This is a genomic window from uncultured Enterovirga sp., from assembly GCF_964242715.1.
GTDB lineage: Bacteria > Pseudomonadota > Alphaproteobacteria > Rhizobiales > Beijerinckiaceae > Enterovirga.
This window is the reverse complement of the sequence record NZ_CAXTAZ010000077.1, coordinates 1-14,421: the sequence shown is the minus strand read 5'-3', so window position 1 is coordinate 14,421 and position 14,421 is coordinate 1. Positions and strand designations below refer to the sequence as shown.

General features: G+C 68.4%; 18 protein-coding genes. 6 read left to right on the top strand and 12 right to left on the bottom strand.

Features of this window, described 5'->3' with window-relative positions:
* The 5 genes from ACFE87_RS23430 to ACFE87_RS23410 form a co-directional block, all read right to left on the bottom strand.
* Nucleotides 1–691, bottom strand: a 691-nt coding sequence (locus ACFE87_RS23430; RefSeq protein ID WP_375462074.1) for an ATP-binding cassette domain-containing protein, incomplete at its 3' end; no start/stop codon positions are given.
* Complete coding sequence (locus tag ACFE87_RS23425) at nucleotides 688–1,140, bottom strand: endonuclease domain-containing protein (RefSeq protein WP_375462073.1); 453 nt, start codon at nucleotides 1,138–1,140, stop codon at nucleotides 688–690. The genes ACFE87_RS23425 and ACFE87_RS23430, both read right to left, overlap by 4 nt.
* A gap of 188 nt (nucleotides 1,141–1,328) precedes the next feature.
* Nucleotides 1,329–2,216: an ABC transporter permease gene (locus ACFE87_RS23420; protein ID WP_375462072.1), complete on the bottom strand. Its 888-nt coding sequence runs from the start codon at nucleotides 2,214–2,216 to the stop codon at nucleotides 1,329–1,331.
* A 2-nt stretch (nucleotides 2,217–2,218) separates the two neighbouring features.
* The gene (locus tag ACFE87_RS23415) at nucleotides 2,219–3,157 is read right to left on the bottom strand and encodes an ABC transporter permease (protein ID WP_375462071.1); all 939 of its coding nucleotides are present in this window, start codon (nucleotides 3,155–3,157) and stop codon (nucleotides 2,219–2,221) included.
* Nucleotides 3,158–3,360: 203 nt separating this feature from the next.
* Entirely contained in the window at nucleotides 3,361–5,007 is a 1,647-nt protein-coding gene (locus tag ACFE87_RS23410; RefSeq protein ID WP_375462070.1) for an ABC transporter substrate-binding protein, read from the bottom strand.
* 234 nt (nucleotides 5,008–5,241) lie between these two features.
* Between ACFE87_RS23410 and ACFE87_RS23405 the strand changes: the two genes are divergently transcribed.
* On the top strand, nucleotides 5,242–6,012 hold the full coding sequence (locus tag ACFE87_RS23405; RefSeq protein ID WP_375462069.1) for an aspartate/glutamate racemase family protein: 771 nt from the start codon (nucleotides 5,242–5,244) through the stop codon (nucleotides 6,010–6,012).
* Here the strand turns inward: ACFE87_RS23405 and ACFE87_RS23400 are convergent.
* From ACFE87_RS23400 to ACFE87_RS23380, 5 genes are all read right to left on the bottom strand, one after another.
* Entirely contained in the window at nucleotides 5,985–6,116 is a 132-nt protein-coding gene (locus ACFE87_RS23400; protein WP_375462068.1) for a DUF2474 family protein, read from the bottom strand. The two genes, ACFE87_RS23405 and ACFE87_RS23400, sit on opposite strands and share 28 nt — an antisense overlap.
* 28 nt (nucleotides 6,117–6,144) lie before the next feature.
* Entirely contained in the window at nucleotides 6,145–7,164 is a 1,020-nt protein-coding gene (cydB, locus tag ACFE87_RS23395; RefSeq protein ID WP_375462067.1) for a cytochrome d ubiquinol oxidase subunit II, read from the bottom strand.
* Entirely contained in the window at nucleotides 7,161–8,576 is a 1,416-nt protein-coding gene (locus ACFE87_RS23390; RefSeq protein WP_375462066.1) for a cytochrome ubiquinol oxidase subunit I, read from the bottom strand. The genes cydB and ACFE87_RS23390 overlap by 4 nt, the downstream gene beginning before the upstream one ends.
* A gap of 135 nt (nucleotides 8,577–8,711) precedes the next feature.
* Nucleotides 8,712–9,056, bottom strand: a complete 345-nt coding sequence (locus tag ACFE87_RS23385; RefSeq protein WP_375462065.1) for a type II toxin-antitoxin system HicB family antitoxin — start codon at nucleotides 9,054–9,056, stop codon at nucleotides 8,712–8,714.
* Nucleotides 9,053–9,307 (bottom strand): type II toxin-antitoxin system HicA family toxin, encoded by a 255-nt coding sequence (locus tag ACFE87_RS23380; RefSeq protein WP_375462064.1) that lies wholly within the window; start codon nucleotides 9,305–9,307, stop codon nucleotides 9,053–9,055. Before ACFE87_RS23380 ends, ACFE87_RS23385 begins: the two co-directional genes overlap by 4 nt.
* Nucleotides 9,308–9,436: 129 nt before the next feature.
* Here ACFE87_RS23380 and ACFE87_RS23375 point away from each other — a divergent pair, with 129 nt between their 5' ends.
* From ACFE87_RS23375 to ACFE87_RS23365, 3 genes are all read left to right on the top strand, one after another.
* A complete protein-coding gene (locus ACFE87_RS23375; RefSeq protein ID WP_375462063.1) occupies nucleotides 9,437–9,853 on the top strand; it encodes an acyl-CoA thioesterase in 417 nt (138 codons plus the stop codon).
* On the top strand, nucleotides 9,850–10,050 hold the full coding sequence (locus ACFE87_RS23370) for a hypothetical protein (protein ID WP_375462062.1): 201 nt from the start codon (nucleotides 9,850–9,852) through the stop codon (nucleotides 10,048–10,050). Before ACFE87_RS23375 ends, ACFE87_RS23370 begins: the two co-directional genes overlap by 4 nt.
* 156 nt (nucleotides 10,051–10,206) lie before the next feature.
* Entirely contained in the window at nucleotides 10,207–11,835 is a 1,629-nt protein-coding gene (locus ACFE87_RS23365) for an acyl-CoA synthetase (RefSeq protein ID WP_375462061.1), read from the top strand.
* Here the strand turns inward: ACFE87_RS23365 and ACFE87_RS23360 are convergent.
* The gene (locus tag ACFE87_RS23360) at nucleotides 11,759–12,160 is read right to left on the bottom strand and encodes a hypothetical protein (RefSeq protein ID WP_375462060.1); all 402 of its coding nucleotides are present in this window, start codon (nucleotides 12,158–12,160) and stop codon (nucleotides 11,759–11,761) included. The two genes, ACFE87_RS23365 and ACFE87_RS23360, sit on opposite strands and share 77 nt — an antisense overlap.
* Before the next feature lie 113 nt (nucleotides 12,161–12,273).
* Nucleotides 12,274–12,750: a carbon monoxide dehydrogenase subunit G gene (locus tag ACFE87_RS23355; protein WP_375462059.1), complete on the bottom strand. Its 477-nt coding sequence runs from the start codon at nucleotides 12,748–12,750 to the stop codon at nucleotides 12,274–12,276.
* A gap of 233 nt (nucleotides 12,751–12,983) precedes the next feature.
* Here ACFE87_RS23355 and ACFE87_RS23350 point away from each other — a divergent pair, with 233 nt between their 5' ends.
* Both ACFE87_RS23350 and ACFE87_RS23345 read left to right on the top strand, forming a co-directional pair.
* Nucleotides 12,984–13,928, top strand: a complete 945-nt coding sequence (locus ACFE87_RS23350; protein ID WP_375462075.1) for a branched-chain amino acid ABC transporter permease LivH — start codon at nucleotides 12,984–12,986, stop codon at nucleotides 13,926–13,928.
* Nucleotides 13,928–14,421 (top strand): DUF3382 domain-containing protein (locus tag ACFE87_RS23345; protein WP_375462058.1); only part of this gene is annotated, 494 nt, incomplete at its 3' end. The genes ACFE87_RS23350 and ACFE87_RS23345, both read left to right, overlap by 1 nt.

Sequence of the window (14,421 nt, the reverse complement as noted above, 5' to 3'; positions counted from 1 at the left end):
CGACGTTCAGGTCGTGGCTGATGAAGATGTAGGTCAGGCCGAACTCGTCCTTGAGATCGAGGAGCAGGTTCAGGACCTGCGCCTCCACCGACTTGTCGAGCGCCGAGACGGCCTCGTCCAGGATCACCAGCCGGGGCTGGAGCGCGAGGGCGCGCGCGATGTTGACGCGCTGGCGCTGGCCGCCGGACAGCTCATGCGGGTAGCGCCCGGCGAAACGTCCGGGATCGAGCCCGACCCGCGCCAGTAGGTCCCTCGCCCGGGCCACGGCCTCGCGGTGCGCGACGCCGTGGACCTTCGGGCCGAAGGCGACCGAGGTCTCGACCGTGAGCCGGGGGTTCAGCGACGAGTAGCTGTCCTGGAACACCATCTGGGTCTGGCGTCGGAATTCGGTCACGCTCAGCGCCGACGATCCCACCTTCTCGCCGTCGAAGATGATGTCGCCCGCAGTCGGGTCGATGAGATGCAGGAGGAGGCGCGCCGTGGTCGACTTGCCGCAGCCGGATTCGCCGACGACGCCCAGCGTCTCGCCCTTCATGACCTCGAAATCGATGCCGTCCACGGCCCGCACCTGTGCGCTCACCCCCCCGAGGAGGCCCTTTCGAACCGGGAAATGCTTGAGAAGGCCGCGCACGGTGAGGATCGGCTGGGCTGGGCCGCCGCGGTCGAGGGGAGATGGCCGCGCGGGGTTCATGCCTTCCTCTTGCCCTTGAGGAGCACCGGGGCCGTGACGACCGGGCGTGGCTTCCTCGGTCGGTTCTCGGGCCGGAGGGCGACCCGAATCCTGACCAGCACGGCGTCGATGGAGGTGATCACCTCGCGATTGGTGAAACGCATCACGCGAAAGCCGTGACGCTCGAGTTCGGCCGTCCGGAGAAGGTCGGTCTCGCTTGGCTCGGTGAGGCCATGCTGGCCGCCGTCGTCCAGCTCGAGGATGAGCCTCGCCGGCACGCAGCAGAATTCGGCGACATAGGGCCCGAGCGACACCTGGCGCTGGAACTTGGCCTCCCTCTCGGGAAGGTTGCGCAGATGCCACCAGAGCTTCTTCTCGGGTTCCCTCAGAGACCCGCGCAGCCCGCGGGGCTTGCTGCGGGCCCGATGGTCGGGAGCGTCCCCGGGATCGGAGATGTCGGAGGCGGACACCGGTCAGGCCTTGACCGGATGCAGACGCAACGAGGACGCCTGATCCCTCCCCGGAGGGGAGGGCCGAGTCGGCGAAGCCGAACCGGGGTGGGGACACGGGGCTGAGGCTGTCCCCGCCCCGGTTCGAAGCTGTGCTCCGACTCGCCCTCCCCTCCAGGGAGGGATCGGCGCGGCGAGTCTTGCGGAGCTCACTGCTTCACCTCCATGGCGGAGCGGAGGCCGTCGGCCAGGAGGTTGAAGGCGATCGAGGTGATGAAGATCATGACGCCCGGCAGGGCGGCGAGCCAGGGCTGGACGTAGATCGCGGTCCGCAGCGTGTTCAGCATGAGACCCCATTCGGGCTCGGGCGGGCGGACGCCGAGGCCGAGGAAAGACAGGCCGGAGGCGAGGATCATCGAGACCGAGATCAGGCTCGTGGCATAGACGAAGATTGGGCTCAGCACATTGCCGAGGACGTGCACCCTGACGATCGTGAACCCGCCGGCGCCCGAGGCGCGGGCGGCCTCCACGAAGTCGCGGGTGCGAACCTGCGTCGTCACGGCTTCGGCTACGCGCGCGATCTGCGGTACGAAGACGATGGTGAGCGAGACGAGCGCGTTGCCGAGTCCGGCGCCGAGCGCGCCCGAGAGCGCGACGGCGAGCAGCACGGACGGGAAGGCGTAGAAGACGTCGATCGTCCGCATGATCGACGTGTTCACCCAGCCCCCGACATAGCCGGCCAGGATGCCGATGGCGGAGCCGATGAAGAAGGCGACGATGACGGGCGTGATACCCATGAAGAGCGACAGCCGCGCGCCGTAGATCAGCCGGGTGAGCATGTCGCGGCCGAGTTCGTCCGAGCCGAGCGGAAAGCCGGGCGTGCCGATCGGCCTGAGCCGCCGGATCGTGGAGGTCCGGAACGGGTCGGCCGGCGCCACGTATTCCGCGAAGATGGCCATCAGGATCAGGGCCAGGATCACGAGGGCGGCCCCGATCGCGACCGGGTCGCGGCGAAGGCGGCGCCCGACGCCCGACCAATAGCCCGCGGTGCGGGCCGGCAGCGGCTCGACGATGCTGGTTTGGGCGATCGCGGCCATCCTCAGCTCCGCTGGATGCGGGGGTCGAGCGAGGTCTGCACCACGTCGACGAGGAGGTTCAGGATCACGAAGAACAGGGCGAGGACGAGGATCGTCCCCTGCAGGAGCGGCAGGTCGCGCTGGAAGATGGCCGCGTTGAGGAGGAAGCCGGTGCCGGGCCAGGAGAACACCGTCTCGATCAGGATCGAGCCGCCGAGCAGGTAGCCGAGCTGCAGCCCCATCACGGCGAGTGCGGTCGGGGCGGCATTCTTCACGACGTGCCTGAAGATGCCGAGATCGGTCAGGCCCTTGGCCCGGAGGCCGACCACGAATTCCTGCGCCAGGATGTCGGCCACGAGCGCCCGGACGGTGCGGGCGACGATTCCCATCGGGATCACCGACATGGTGACGGCCGGCAGGATCATGTGGCGGAAGGAATCCCAAGGCCCGCCCTCGTCACCGGCGCCGGTCGGCGGAAGCCAGCCGAGGACCGAGGAGAAGATGATCACCAGCACCATGCCGAGCCAGTAATGCGGCACGCTCACGCCGAGGACGGAGAGCGCCGAGGCGGCCCGGTCCACGAGCGAGTCGCGGAAGTACCCGGCGACGAAGCCGAACAGGCAGCCGAAGAAGAAGCCGATCGCGGTGGCCAGCACGGAGAGGCGGAGGGTAAAGCCGACGGCTTTCATCACCTCGCCCGTGACCGGCCGCCCGGTCGCGATCGAGGTGCCGAGATCGCCGTGAAAGGCTCGCCAGAGCCAGCGCACGAATTGCTCCGGATAGGACCGGTCGAAGCCGTAGAGCGTCCGCAGCATGCGCTGCAGCTCGACCGAGGCGTCCGGCGGCAGTACCGAGACGAGCGGGTCGCCCGGCGCGATATGGACGAGCGCGAAGCAGACGAGCGACACCCCGAACAGGATCGGCACCGTGTAGACGACGCGCCGGGCGAGATAGGCGAGCATCTAGGCGAGTCCTGCCCGCCTCCGTCGCGGCCCCCCTCCACCGGGCTTCGCCCGGTCCCCCTCCCCCAAAGGGGGAGGAGACACGCGACCCCAGCTTTCGGATATCGGGCAACGCTCGCCGTGGCCGCACCGTCTCCTCCCCCTCTGGGGGAGGGGGACCGCCCGAAGGGCGGTGGAGGGGGCACCGGTTCGCACGCCCGTCATCACTCCATCGACATCGTGGCGATGTCGATGAACCAGCTCTGGGGCTGCACGACGCCCTTGACCTTGGCGGACATGGCGCGGGGGCCGACGTCGTGGGCGATCCAGATGAAGGGCGCCTCCTCGACGATGCGGGCGTGGAGCTTGGCGAGCGCCGTGTCCCGGGCCTTGTCGTCGAACGTCGTGCGGGCATCCGCGATCAGCTTGTCGAACTCGTCCGAGCCGAAGTAGCCCCAGTTGTTGGAGACGGGCGGGAAGGCCTTGGTCGAGGTGAAGCGGACCATGCCGAAGAACGGGTCCATGGCCGCGTAGGTCACGTTGATGGCGTTCGCGCCGCGGGCGGACGGGTCCTTCGCGCCCTGGCGCCAGTTCGTGAACAGCGTGTTCCACTCGATCACGTCGAGCTCGACGTCGAAGTAGCAGTCCTTCAGGGCCTGCTGGACGTATTCGTTCATCGGGATCGGCATCATCTGGCCGGAACCCGAGGCCGAGGTCTGCACCTTCACCTTGAGCGGCTTCGAGGCCGAGAAGCCGGCGTCGGTCATGAGCTTCTTGGCCGCCGCCGGGTCGTACTTGATCTTGAAGGACGGATTGCCGTTCCAGGGGTGGCCTTCCTCGTAGGTTGCTGTGGCCTCGGCCATGAGGCCGTTCAGAGCCTCCTTCAGCTCCGTCCGGTTCACGCACAAATTCGCGGCATGCCGGACGCGCTTGTCGAGCCAGGGCGATCCCTCGGCGAAGGAGAGCTGCCATGGCCAAACGTGGGGCTGGGCGTTCTGGTAGAGGGTGAAGCCGCGGCTCTTGATCTGCGAGAGGGCGTCGGGCGCCGGCGCCTCGATCCAGTCGACCTGGCCCGACAGGAGGGCCGCGGTACGGGCATTTGCCTCAGGAAGAGGCAGAAGCACCACGCGCGGGATCTTCGGCCGGCGCTTCTCGTCCCAATAGGCGGTGTTCGCGGCCAGTTCGAGCCGCTCGCGGGCCACGAAGCGCGTCACCCGGAACGGGCCGGAGCCGGACGGATCGGCGGCAAATGCCGTCCAGGCCTGTTTCGAGCGTTCGGCCGTGTCGGTGACCGAGGCCGGGACCGCCTTCAGCTTCGCCTCCCAATGGGTTGGCGAGGCCATGAACAGGTTCGTCAGGTTGATCGGCAGGAAGGCGTCGGGCTCGGCTGTCGTGAGTTCGACCGTCATCTCGTCGATCGCCCGGGCCGAGCGCAGCGTCGGCATGCGGGACGCCGTCACGCCGACCTGGCTCGGGTCGAAATGCGGGGCCGACTTGTCCAGCACCTTCTGGACGTTCCAAACGACGGCGGCGGCATTCACCGGCGACCCATCGTGGAATTTCGCCCCCGGCCGAAGCTTGAACTGCCACTTGGTCTTGTCGTCCGTGACCTTCCACTCGGTCGCGAGGCCCGGGAGGAGGGTCGAGGCCTCTTTCTCCTTGGTCAGGTCCCACTGCGTCAGCGCATCGTAAATCGGGATGCCGGTGAAGCGGTTGCCCTCGAAGCCCTGGTCGGGCTGCCCCAGCGTGCGGGGGATGTCGCCCGCCGTCATGGCGATGCGCAGCACCTTCTCCTGCGCCGTTGCGGCTCCGGCCAACCCGGCCACCGCGACGATCCCAACTCCCAGCGTCAAACCCCAGCGCGAACCCATTCTTGTCCCTCCCGGGCGACGAACCGCTTCGGCCTCGCCTTCAGACCATCCGTGGTCAGCAATGGACATGCCAGCCCCGGCGGACACAGCTTAACCGAGACCGCGGGGGCTGGAAGGACCGTTCTTGCTTCTCTCCGCTCACCCCGACGAAAGTCGGGGCCCAGTTCCCGCTCCCGGGTGCCGGCTTTCGCGGGCGGAAGCGGAACGGTCCGACGAACTCGCTATGATGGCCCCATGCGCCTCCTCCTCATCAACCCGAACACCACGCCCGAGATCACCGACCTCGTCGCCCGGCATGCACGACGGATCCTGCGGGACGAGGCCGAGATCACGGCCGTCACCGGCCGGTTCGGCGCCCGCTACGTTGCGGGCCGGGCCGCCTACGCGGTCGCGTCGCACGCAGCGCTCGATGCCTGCGCGGAGCACGGCCAGGGCCACGACGCCGTTCTGCTGGCCTGTTTCGGCGATCCCGGGCTCGAGGCGCTGAAGGAGATCTCGCCCGTGCCGGTCGTCGGCATGGCGGAGGCCTCGTGCCACATGGCCTGCCTCCTCGGGCGCCGCTTCGCCATCGTCACCGGCGGCGAGCGCTGGGGACCGATGCTGCAGGATTTCGTCGCCGCACAGGGGCTCTCCCCGCGGATCGCCGCGATCCGCACGGTGGCGCCGAGCGGAGCCGCGATCGCGGGCGATCCGGACGGGGCGATGCAGGTCCTGGCCGAGGCATGCCGGAGTTGCGCCGAGAAGGATGGGGCGGACGTGGTCGTGCTTGGCGGTGCAGGCCTCGCGGGGTTGGCGGACCGAGTTGCCGAACGGGCGGGCGTGCCGGTCATCTGCTCGCTCGAGGCAGGGCTGCGGGCGACGATCGCCGCGGCGCGGCTCGGCTTCGGGCAGCCGCCCGACTCGGTTGCGACCGCGGCGTCGGCAGGTGTCGACAGCGTGGGGTTATCCGAGGCTCTGACTCGTGCCCTCGCCTACCCTCAGCGGATCGCCAGCCGGAGCCCGTAGGCGACGATCCCGACCGTCACGACTCCGGCCGCCCAAAGCCCGGTGAACCAGGCGAGGCGGACGAGCCAGGGCGGGAAACGCGGCGACCAGCTGGTGCCCGTCACCGCCGGGACCGGTCCGGGGCGGCGCGGCTCAGTGATAGCCGACCTCCGGATCGATCTTTCCGCGGAAGACCCAATAGGCGTACGCCGTGTAGACGAGGATGATCGGCACCAGGATCAAGACGCCGACCAGCGCGAAGACCTGGCTCGATTCCGGCGCGGCCGCCTGGTGGATGGTGACTCGTCCCGGGATGATGTCCGGCCAGATCGAGATGCCGAGACCGACGAAGCAGAGCAGGAACAGGGCGAGCGAGAGCAGGAACGGCTTGTAATCGTGCCCGTCCGCGAGGGTGCGAAGGAGGAGGAACGCCGTCCCGGCGACAGCGAGCGGGACCGGCGCGGCGAAGAAGATGCCCGGGTATTCGAACCAACGCTGCCAGTATTTTCCCTCGAGGAAGGGAGTCGCGAGGCTCACGGCGACGATCGCGGCCAGCGTCAGGATGGCGAGCGGGCGGGCGAGGCGGAGCGCGCGGACCTGCAACTCGCCCGAGGTCTTCATGACGAGCCATGTCGCGCCGAGAAGGCCGTAGCCGATGACGACGGCCGCCCCAGTCAGGAGCGAGAAGGGCGTCAGCCAGTCCCACCAGCCGCCGGCATAGGCGCGGCCTTCGATCCGCACGCCCTGGAGCAGCGCGCCGAGCGCGATGCCTTGCGCCAGCGCGGCGACGAGCGAACCGCCCGTGAAAGCGGTATCCCAGACCGGCTTCCAGCGCTCGGTCCGCCAGCGGAACTCGAAGGCAACACCCCGCAGGACGAGGCCGAGCAGCATCGCGATCAGCGGCGCATAGAGGGCCGGCATGACGATGCCGTAGGCGAGCGGAAAGGCCGCGAAGAGCCCTCCCCCGCCGAGCACGAGCCAGGTCTCGTTGCCGTCCCAGACGGGCGCGACGGAGTTCATCATGACGTCGCGGTCGTGCCGCTCGGAGCAGAACGGGAACAGGAGAGCGACGCCGAGATCGAACCCGTCCATGACGACGTAGGCGAAGACCGCGAAGGCGATCACGAAGGCCCAGATCGCCGGGATGTCGAGATGCGGGAGGAGGCTGCTCATCGGGCTTCGGCCACGGCGTCCGGCGCGACCGCCGGGGCCGGCGTGATGCCGGCCGTGCGGGTCGGCTGGCCCTGGGCGGGTCCCGTTTCTCCCGGATGCGGCACGTGGCTCATCAGGCGCAGGATGTAGAACATCCCGGCCGCGAAGACGAAGAGATAGACGACCGCGAAGGCCGCCAGCGACGCCGCGACCGCGGGGGCCGCAAGAGGAGACACGGAGTCGGATGTCCGCAGGAGGCCGTAGACCGTGAAGGGCTGCCGCCCGACCTCCGTCGTCACCCAGCCGGCGAGGACCGCCACGAACCCCGCCGGGCCCATCGCGAGCGCATAGACGTGGAGCGGTCGCCATTCGTAGAGGCCGCCCCGGAAGCGGGCGAGGAGCGCCAGCGCCCCGAGGCCGAGCATCAGGAGGCCGAGCCCGACCATGATCCGGAAGGACCAGAACACGATCGGCACCGGGGGCCAGTTCTCGCGCGGCACCGTGTCGAGCCCGGCGAGCGGCGCGTTCAGGTCGTGCTTCAGGATCAGCGAGGAGAGTTTCGGGATCTGGATCGCGTAGCGCACCGTGGCTGCAGCCTGATCCGGCAGGCCGAACAGGATCAGGGGCGCGCCGTCAGGGTAGCTTTGGTAATGGCCCTCCATGGCCATCACCTTCGCCGGCTGATGCTCGAGCGTGTTCGTGCCGTGCAGGTCGCCGGCCACGATCTGGATCGGCGCGACGCAGATCAGCATCCACATCGCCATCGAGAACATGGTCTTGGCCTCCTGGCTCCCCCGCCGCCTGAGGAGATGGAAGGCGCCCGCCGCCCCGACCACGAGCGCGGTCGTGAGATAGGCGGCGAGCACCATGTGGACGAGCCGGTAGGGGAAGGACGGGTTGAAGACGATGGCCCACCAATCCTCCGGCACGAACTGGCCCTGGTTGTTGATGCTGTAGCCGGCCGGCGTCTGCATCCAGGAATTCACCGACAGGATCCAGAAGGCCGAGAAGAAGGTCCCGAGCGCGACGAGCACCGTCGCAAGATAGTGGAGCCCCCGCCCGACCCGGCCCATGCCGAACAGCATCACGCCCAGGAACCCGGCTTCGAGGAAGAAGGCGGTCAGGACCTCGTAGGCCATCAGCGGTCCGATGACCGGGCCGGCCTTGTCGGAGAAGACGGCCCAGTTCGTGCCGAACTGGTAGGACATGACGATGCCGGACACGACGCCCATCGCGAAGGCGACGGCGAAGATCTTCAGCCAGTACTTGAACAGGTTGAGATAGGTGTCCCGGCCGGTATAGAGCCACAATCCTTCCAGCACGGCGAGGTAGCTCGCGAGCCCGATCGAGAAGGCCGGGAAGATGATGTGGAAGGCCATCGTGAAGGCGAACTGGGCCCGGGCCAGCACGACCGCATCGAGATCGCCGAACATCGTGTCTCCTCTAGGCCTGCGTTCGCGCCCTCGCCCGACCGGGCCGAGCGCGCCCGGCTCTCCTCCGATCACTCTACACTGCCGGTCGCGTCTCGGCCCTGCGGCGTAGCGGTCCGGGCGAGGCGGTGCGGCTCGCTAGGCCGGCACGCCGCGCGTGGCTGCGTCCCGAAGCGCCTCTTCCGCCCATTGGTTCAGGCTCTTGCCCGCGAGTTCCGCGGCCAGCGCCGCCCTGGCGTGGATCTCGGGATCGACTCGGAACATGACCTTGCCTGAATACGGCTTCTCGGCCGGCTTTCCGGCGCGCTCGCAGGTCGCGATGTAATCGTCCACAGCCTCCTGGAAGGCGCATTTCAGGCCGGCCACATCGGAGGCGTGGAACCCCACGACATCATTGATGCCCGCGATCCGCCCGGCCAGGATCTCGTCCTCGGCATCGTATTCGACCCGGGCGGAATAGCCCTTGTAGCTCATCACGTTCATGGCCCGATCCCCAGCTTGGACAGGAACTCCCGCGCGTCGCGCACCTGATAGCGTTTGGCCTCCTTCTGCGGATGAGGCCGATGGAACGAGGCCACGAGACCTCGGCACTCGAACCGCACCCGCGATCCGGAGCCCTCGAGGAGCCTCGCGCCGGCCGCGACCAACAGATTCTCGATCGCCGTCCACTCGATCGTGCCGGACACCGGATCGGCGAACACGGCTTCGAGCGCCTTACGATGCTTGCTGTTCATGCAAGCATATGAACCGACACCGCGCCGCGTGCAAGTCGCCGGCCGTTCATGAAGCCGCTCATGGACGGTCTTGGTGCGCTCCGATATGCGCCATGGGCGGCTGGGCCGCGTTCGAGCGGGACGGTGAGGATGGACCAGAGCGTCGGAAGGGGCGAGGAGCCCAAGGGCGAGTTGACGGTCCGCACCATCGCCATGCCGGCCGATACCAACGCGAACGGCGACATCTTCGGCGGCTGGGTGATGTCGCAGATGGACCAGGCCGGCGGCATTGCCGGAGTCGAGCGGGCGCAGGGTCGCGTCGCCACCGTCGCCGTGGACGCGATGACCTTCATCCGTCCCGTCCGGATCGGCGACGTCCTCTCCGTCTATACGGGCATCGGGCGGATCGGCCGGACCTCCATCCGGATCGAGATCGAGGCGTGGGCGACGCGGTTCAGGACCGGGCTCCGCGAGAAGGTCACGGAAGCCACCTTCACCTTCGTGGCGATCGACGACGAGGGCCGGCCCCGGCCCGTCCCGACCGATGTCGAGATCCTGACCGCGTGACCTCGCCGCTTCGGGGCGACCGTGACGCGCATGTGGTCGAGTTCGGCGAGCACAGGGTCGCGCTCGCCTACGATCTGGACGGAGAGACCTGGTATGTCCAGGCCTCCAGCGTTCCGGGCCTCGCCGGGCAGACCGGCACGTTGGACGAGTTGATGGACGAGCTGCCGATCCTGATCAGAAGGGCGGGCATTCCCTGATCCCCTCCGCTCACCCCGGCGAAAGCCGGGGTCCGGCACGGCGCGCGACCCGGGTCCAGCTTTCGCCGGGACGAGCGGTGTGATGCCCCTGGAACCTTGGGCCGGGGTCGACGTGATGAGGCTTCGCCGCGCGGCGCAGAAGAGGATCGTGTGAGGATGAGCATGGAAGCTCCGCCGGGCGGCGTCACGCCGCAATCGCGCCGCGTCATGAACCTTGCCCATTTCCTGCGCCAATCCGGCCGCCGGTTCGCGGGCGAGATTGGGCTCGTCTTCGGCGAGGAGAGCTGGAGCTGGGGCGAGATCGACCGACGCGTCGACGCGATGGCGGCGGCCCTCGCCCGGCGGGGCGTCGCGAAGGGCGACCGGGTGCTGGTGCAGTCTCGGAACTGCAACCAGCTCTTCGAATCGATGTTCGCCTGTTTCCGGCTCGGCGCGGTCTGGGTGCCGACCAACTTCCGCCAGACGCCCGGCGAGGTCGCCTATCTCGCGCAGGCGAGCGGGGCGTCGGCGATGATCTGCCACGCGGACTTCCCGGACCATGAAGCGGCCGCCCGAGAGGCCGCGCCCGCGATCCGTTTCGTCGTCTCGATCGGCCCGGCCGCCTTCGGCGAGGATTACGACGCCCTTGTCGCGGAGCAGATCGGAGCGAGCGCTCCGACCGCGGACATTGTTTACGACGACCCCTGCTGGTTCTTCTTCACCTCCGGCACGACCGGCCGGCCGAAAGCCGCGGTGCTGACCCACGGCCAGATGGCCTTCGTCGTGACGAACCACCTCTGCGACCTGATGCCGGGAACGACGAACCGCGACGCCTCGCTCGTGGTCGCGCCCCTCTCGCACGGCGCCGGCATCCACCAGCTCGTCCAGGTCGCCCATGGCGCGAAGACGATCCTGCCGGCCGGCGAGCGCTTCGACGTGGCCGAGGCCTGGGCCCTCGTCGAACGCTGGCGCGTGACGAATATGTTCACGGTGCCGACCATCCTGAAGATGCTGGTCGAGCATCCCTCGGTCGACGCACACGACCATTCCTCGCTCCGCTACGTGATCTATGCCGGGGCGCCGATGTACCGCGAGGACCAGAAACGGGCGCTCCGCGTGTTGGGGCCGGTCATCGTCCAGTATTTCGGCCTCGGCGAAGTGACCGGCAACATCACCGTGCTGCCGCCCGACCTGCACGTGTTGGACGACGGACCGGAGGCCCGGATCGGCACCTGCGGCGTCGAGCGCACGGGCATGCAGGTGCAGATCCAGGACGATGCGGGCGACGAGGTCCCGGCCGGCGCGACGGGCGAGATCTGCGTCTGCGGCCCCGCCGTCTTCGCCGGCTATTACGACAACCCGGAGGCCAATGCGAAGGCGTTCCGGCGAGGCTGGTTCCGCACCGGCGACCTCGGCCACATGGACCCGGAAGGCTTCGTCTTCATCACAGGCCGGGCCTCCGACATGTACATCTCCGGCGGCTCGAACGTGTATCCGCGCGAGGTCGAGGAGAAGCTCCTGACCCATCCGGCCCTGGCCGAGGTCGCGGTCCTGGGCGTGCCTGATCGGATCTGGGGCGAGGTCGGGGTCGCGGTCTGCGTGCTCCGGCCTGCGGCAACGCTGGATGCGGGCGAGCTTTTGGGCTGGCTCGGCGACAAGGTGGCCCGCTACAAGCTGCCCCGCCACATCTTCTTCTGGGACGCGCTGCCGACCTCGGGCTACGGCAAGGTCACCAAGAAGGGCGTCCGGGCCGAACTCGAGGCGAGAGGCTGGCTCGCACCGGTCGCGGATGCGGGCGCGGGCTGACGTCTTCACGCGCTCCCCTCGCGCGGGCCGGGAGGTCGACCAGCGTCGGGGCGTTCCGTGCCTGTTTGATCGCCGCGATGCGCTCCCCATCGTCGGGGCCGAGATGGCGTCCGCGCTCCAGGAGTTCGAGCGTATATTCCTCGTAGGTGAGGCCGATGGCCTCGGCGCGGCGCTGCCGCCGCATCATCGTCTCCCACGAGACCTTCTTCCAGACCTCGTCGTGCGCGCCCTTCCAGCTGAAATAGCCGCCGATGCCGCCCCGTCCCCATTCGGGGACGTGCTCGTCCTCGATGGGCGGCCCGCCATTATGCCGGAAGTTGCTCATCGGGGGCGGCAGGCGCTCCTCAAGGGCCAGGAGGTCCAGCCTGCCCTCGCGCCGGCGTGATGGCAAGGGTCATGGGCATCGACGGCGCAAGAACGCGCCTGAGCCGTTCCCGCCTACGCGGCCGCGACCGGCTCCGCCTCGGGAGCCTCAAGCACCTTCGCGAATGTCGCGAAGAACTCGTCGGCGTATTTCTTCGCGACGCCGTTGACGAGCCGCCCCCCGAGCTGGGCGATCTTGCCGCCGACCTGCGCCTCGACGTCATAGGTGAGGAGCGTGCCTCCACCCTCCGCGTCCGTGAGGCCAACCTTGGCGCCGCCTTTCGCAAAACCTGCGATGCCACCCTGCCCTTCTCCCGAAATCGTATAGCCGTTCGGCGGGTCGATGTCGGAGAGATTCACCTGGCCCTTGAAGGTCGCCTTGACGGGACCGATCGACACCTTGGCGGTCGCCTGAAAGCCGGTATCGCCCACCCGGACGAGTTCCTGACAGCCCGGAATGCAGCGCTTCAGGACCTCCGGATCGTTCAGGGCGGCCCAGACCGTCTCGCGGTTCGCCGGCAGCGTCACGCTGCCCGCCATCGTCATCGCCATTGCCGCCGCTCCTCGCTTCGTCCGCCGTACATGCCACCCGGGAGGCGGCCTGCCTAGCGGCCCGTCGTTCTCCGGACGGGCGCTCGCGCAGGCGGAAAGGCGTGGGTGCCTGCCCGGCCTGCCGGTTGCATGGTGGCACGCCGCCGCCGATCATGCATGATCACAACTCGTGACGATCAGCATTCCGATCGTGAATGAACCCGAGGTCCAGCCGCCGCATGCACGCCCTCCTCATGTCGCTGATCGACTGGCTCCGGATCGACCCGAATTTCATCCAGCAGCTCATCAACGGCCTCACGCTCGGCTCGATCTACGGCCTGATCGCGATCGGCTACACGATGGTCTTCGGCATCATCGGCATGGTGAATTTCGCCCATGGCGACGTGTTCATGCTCTCGGCCTTCATCGCTCTCATCTTCTTCGTGCTGCTGACGAGCGTGCTCGGGATTGGCTCGGTCGCGCTCGCGCTGTTCCTCGTCATGCTGATCGCGATGGTGCTGACCTCGCTCTGGGGCTGGGCGCTGGAGCGGCTCGCCTACAGGCCGCTGCGGGGCTCGTTCCGGCTGGCGCCGCTGATCTCGGCGATCGGCGTCTCGATCTTCCTGTCGAACTTCGTCCAGGTCGCCCAAGGCGCCCGCAACAAGCCGACCCCCCCGATGCTGCCGGACGTGATCCCGCTCTTCGAACGGGACGGCTACGTCGTGGCACTCTCCTACAAGCAGCTCATCATCATGCTGACCACGATCGTGATGCTGGCGATCTTCTGGTACGTCGTGCAGCGGACCTCGCTCGGGCGAGCGCAGCGCGCCTGCGAGCAGGACCGCAAGATGGCGGCCCTCGTCGGGATCGACGTCGACCGGACCATCGCGATCACCTTCGTGCTCGGGGCCGCCCTCGCCGCGATCGCGGGCACGATGTATCTCCTCTATTATGGCGTCGTGAATTTCGCCGACGGCTTCGTGCCGGGCGTGAAGGCCTTCACGGCGGCCGTGCTCGGCGGCATCGGCTCCCTCCCCGGAGCGGTGATCGGCGGTCTCATCATCGGCCTCGTCGAGGTGATGTGGTCGGCCTATTTCTCGATCGCCTACAAGGACGTCGCAGCCTTCTCGATCCTCATCATCGTGCTGACCTTCATGCCGTCCGGCATCCTCGGCCGGCCCGAGGTCGAGAAGGTCTGATGGCGGCCGCGACCTCCCTCGCAGCGCCGGCAAAGGCTGCCGCCCGGACCGCCCCAACCTTCGCCCATGCCGTGCGGGATGCGACCTACGCCGCGCTGATCATGCTCGGCCTGTCGATCCCGCTGCTGGCGCTGAAGACCGAGCAGAGCGCCGGCGGCCTCATCCTGGAACAGCGCTGGGGCCTCGTCGCGATCTGCTGCGGCATCGTCTTCGCCGGGCGGCTCGCCTTGCGGCTCCTCGGCCTTCGGGCGATTCCGAGCCGCGCATCCTCCGCCGCTGCCCGCGGGGTGGTCACGACGAAGGCCGAGCCCGAGGCTCAGTCCGGCGTCACGCTCTCGGCCGTGCTGTCGCCGCTCTTTCTCGGGATCGCGCTCGCCTTCCCCATCATCGCCTATCTGGGCAGCGGCGGCCTGACGGAATCGCGCTACTGGGTTGATCTCGGCATCCTGATCCTGACCTATGTGATGCTCGGCTGGGGGCTGAACATCGTGGT

Excerpts from the sequence above, each read along its gene's own strand:
- ACFE87_RS23415 (WP_375462071.1), bottom strand. The coding sequence starts at position 3,157 with ATGCTCGCCTATCTCGCCCGGCGCGTCGTCTACACGGTGCCGATCCTG.
- cydB (WP_375462067.1), bottom strand. The coding sequence starts at position 7,164 with ATGAGCAGCCTCCTCCCGCATCTCGACATCCCGGCGATCTGGGCCTTC.
- ACFE87_RS23350 (WP_375462075.1), top strand. The coding sequence starts at position 12,984 with ATGTCGCTGATCGACTGGCTCCGGATCGACCCGAATTTCATCCAGCAG.
- ACFE87_RS23365 (WP_375462061.1), top strand. The coding sequence starts at position 10,207 with ATGAGCATGGAAGCTCCGCCGGGCGGCGTCACGCCGCAATCGCGCCGC.
- ACFE87_RS23420 (WP_375462072.1), bottom strand. The coding sequence starts at position 2,216 with ATGGCCGCGATCGCCCAAACCAGCATCGTCGAGCCGCTGCCGGCCCGC.
- ACFE87_RS23360 (WP_375462060.1), bottom strand. The coding sequence starts at position 12,160 with ATGAGCAACTTCCGGCATAATGGCGGGCCGCCCATCGAGGACGAGCAC.
- ACFE87_RS23410 (WP_375462070.1), bottom strand. The coding sequence starts at position 5,007 with ATGGGTTCGCGCTGGGGTTTGACGCTGGGAGTTGGGATCGTCGCGGTG.
- ACFE87_RS23380 (WP_375462064.1), bottom strand. The coding sequence starts at position 9,307 with ATGAACAGCAAGCATCGTAAGGCGCTCGAAGCCGTGTTCGCCGATCCG.
- ACFE87_RS23405 (WP_375462069.1), top strand. The coding sequence starts at position 5,242 with ATGCGCCTCCTCCTCATCAACCCGAACACCACGCCCGAGATCACCGAC.
- ACFE87_RS23390 (WP_375462066.1), bottom strand. The coding sequence starts at position 8,576 with ATGTTCGGCGATCTCGATGCGGTCGTGCTGGCCCGGGCCCAGTTCGCC.
- ACFE87_RS23385 (WP_375462065.1), bottom strand. The coding sequence starts at position 9,056 with ATGAACGTGATGAGCTACAAGGGCTATTCCGCCCGGGTCGAATACGAT.
- ACFE87_RS23355 (WP_375462059.1), bottom strand. The coding sequence starts at position 12,750 with ATGGCGATGACGATGGCGGGCAGCGTGACGCTGCCGGCGAACCGCGAG.
- ACFE87_RS23375 (WP_375462063.1), top strand. The coding sequence starts at position 9,437 with ATGGACCAGAGCGTCGGAAGGGGCGAGGAGCCCAAGGGCGAGTTGACG.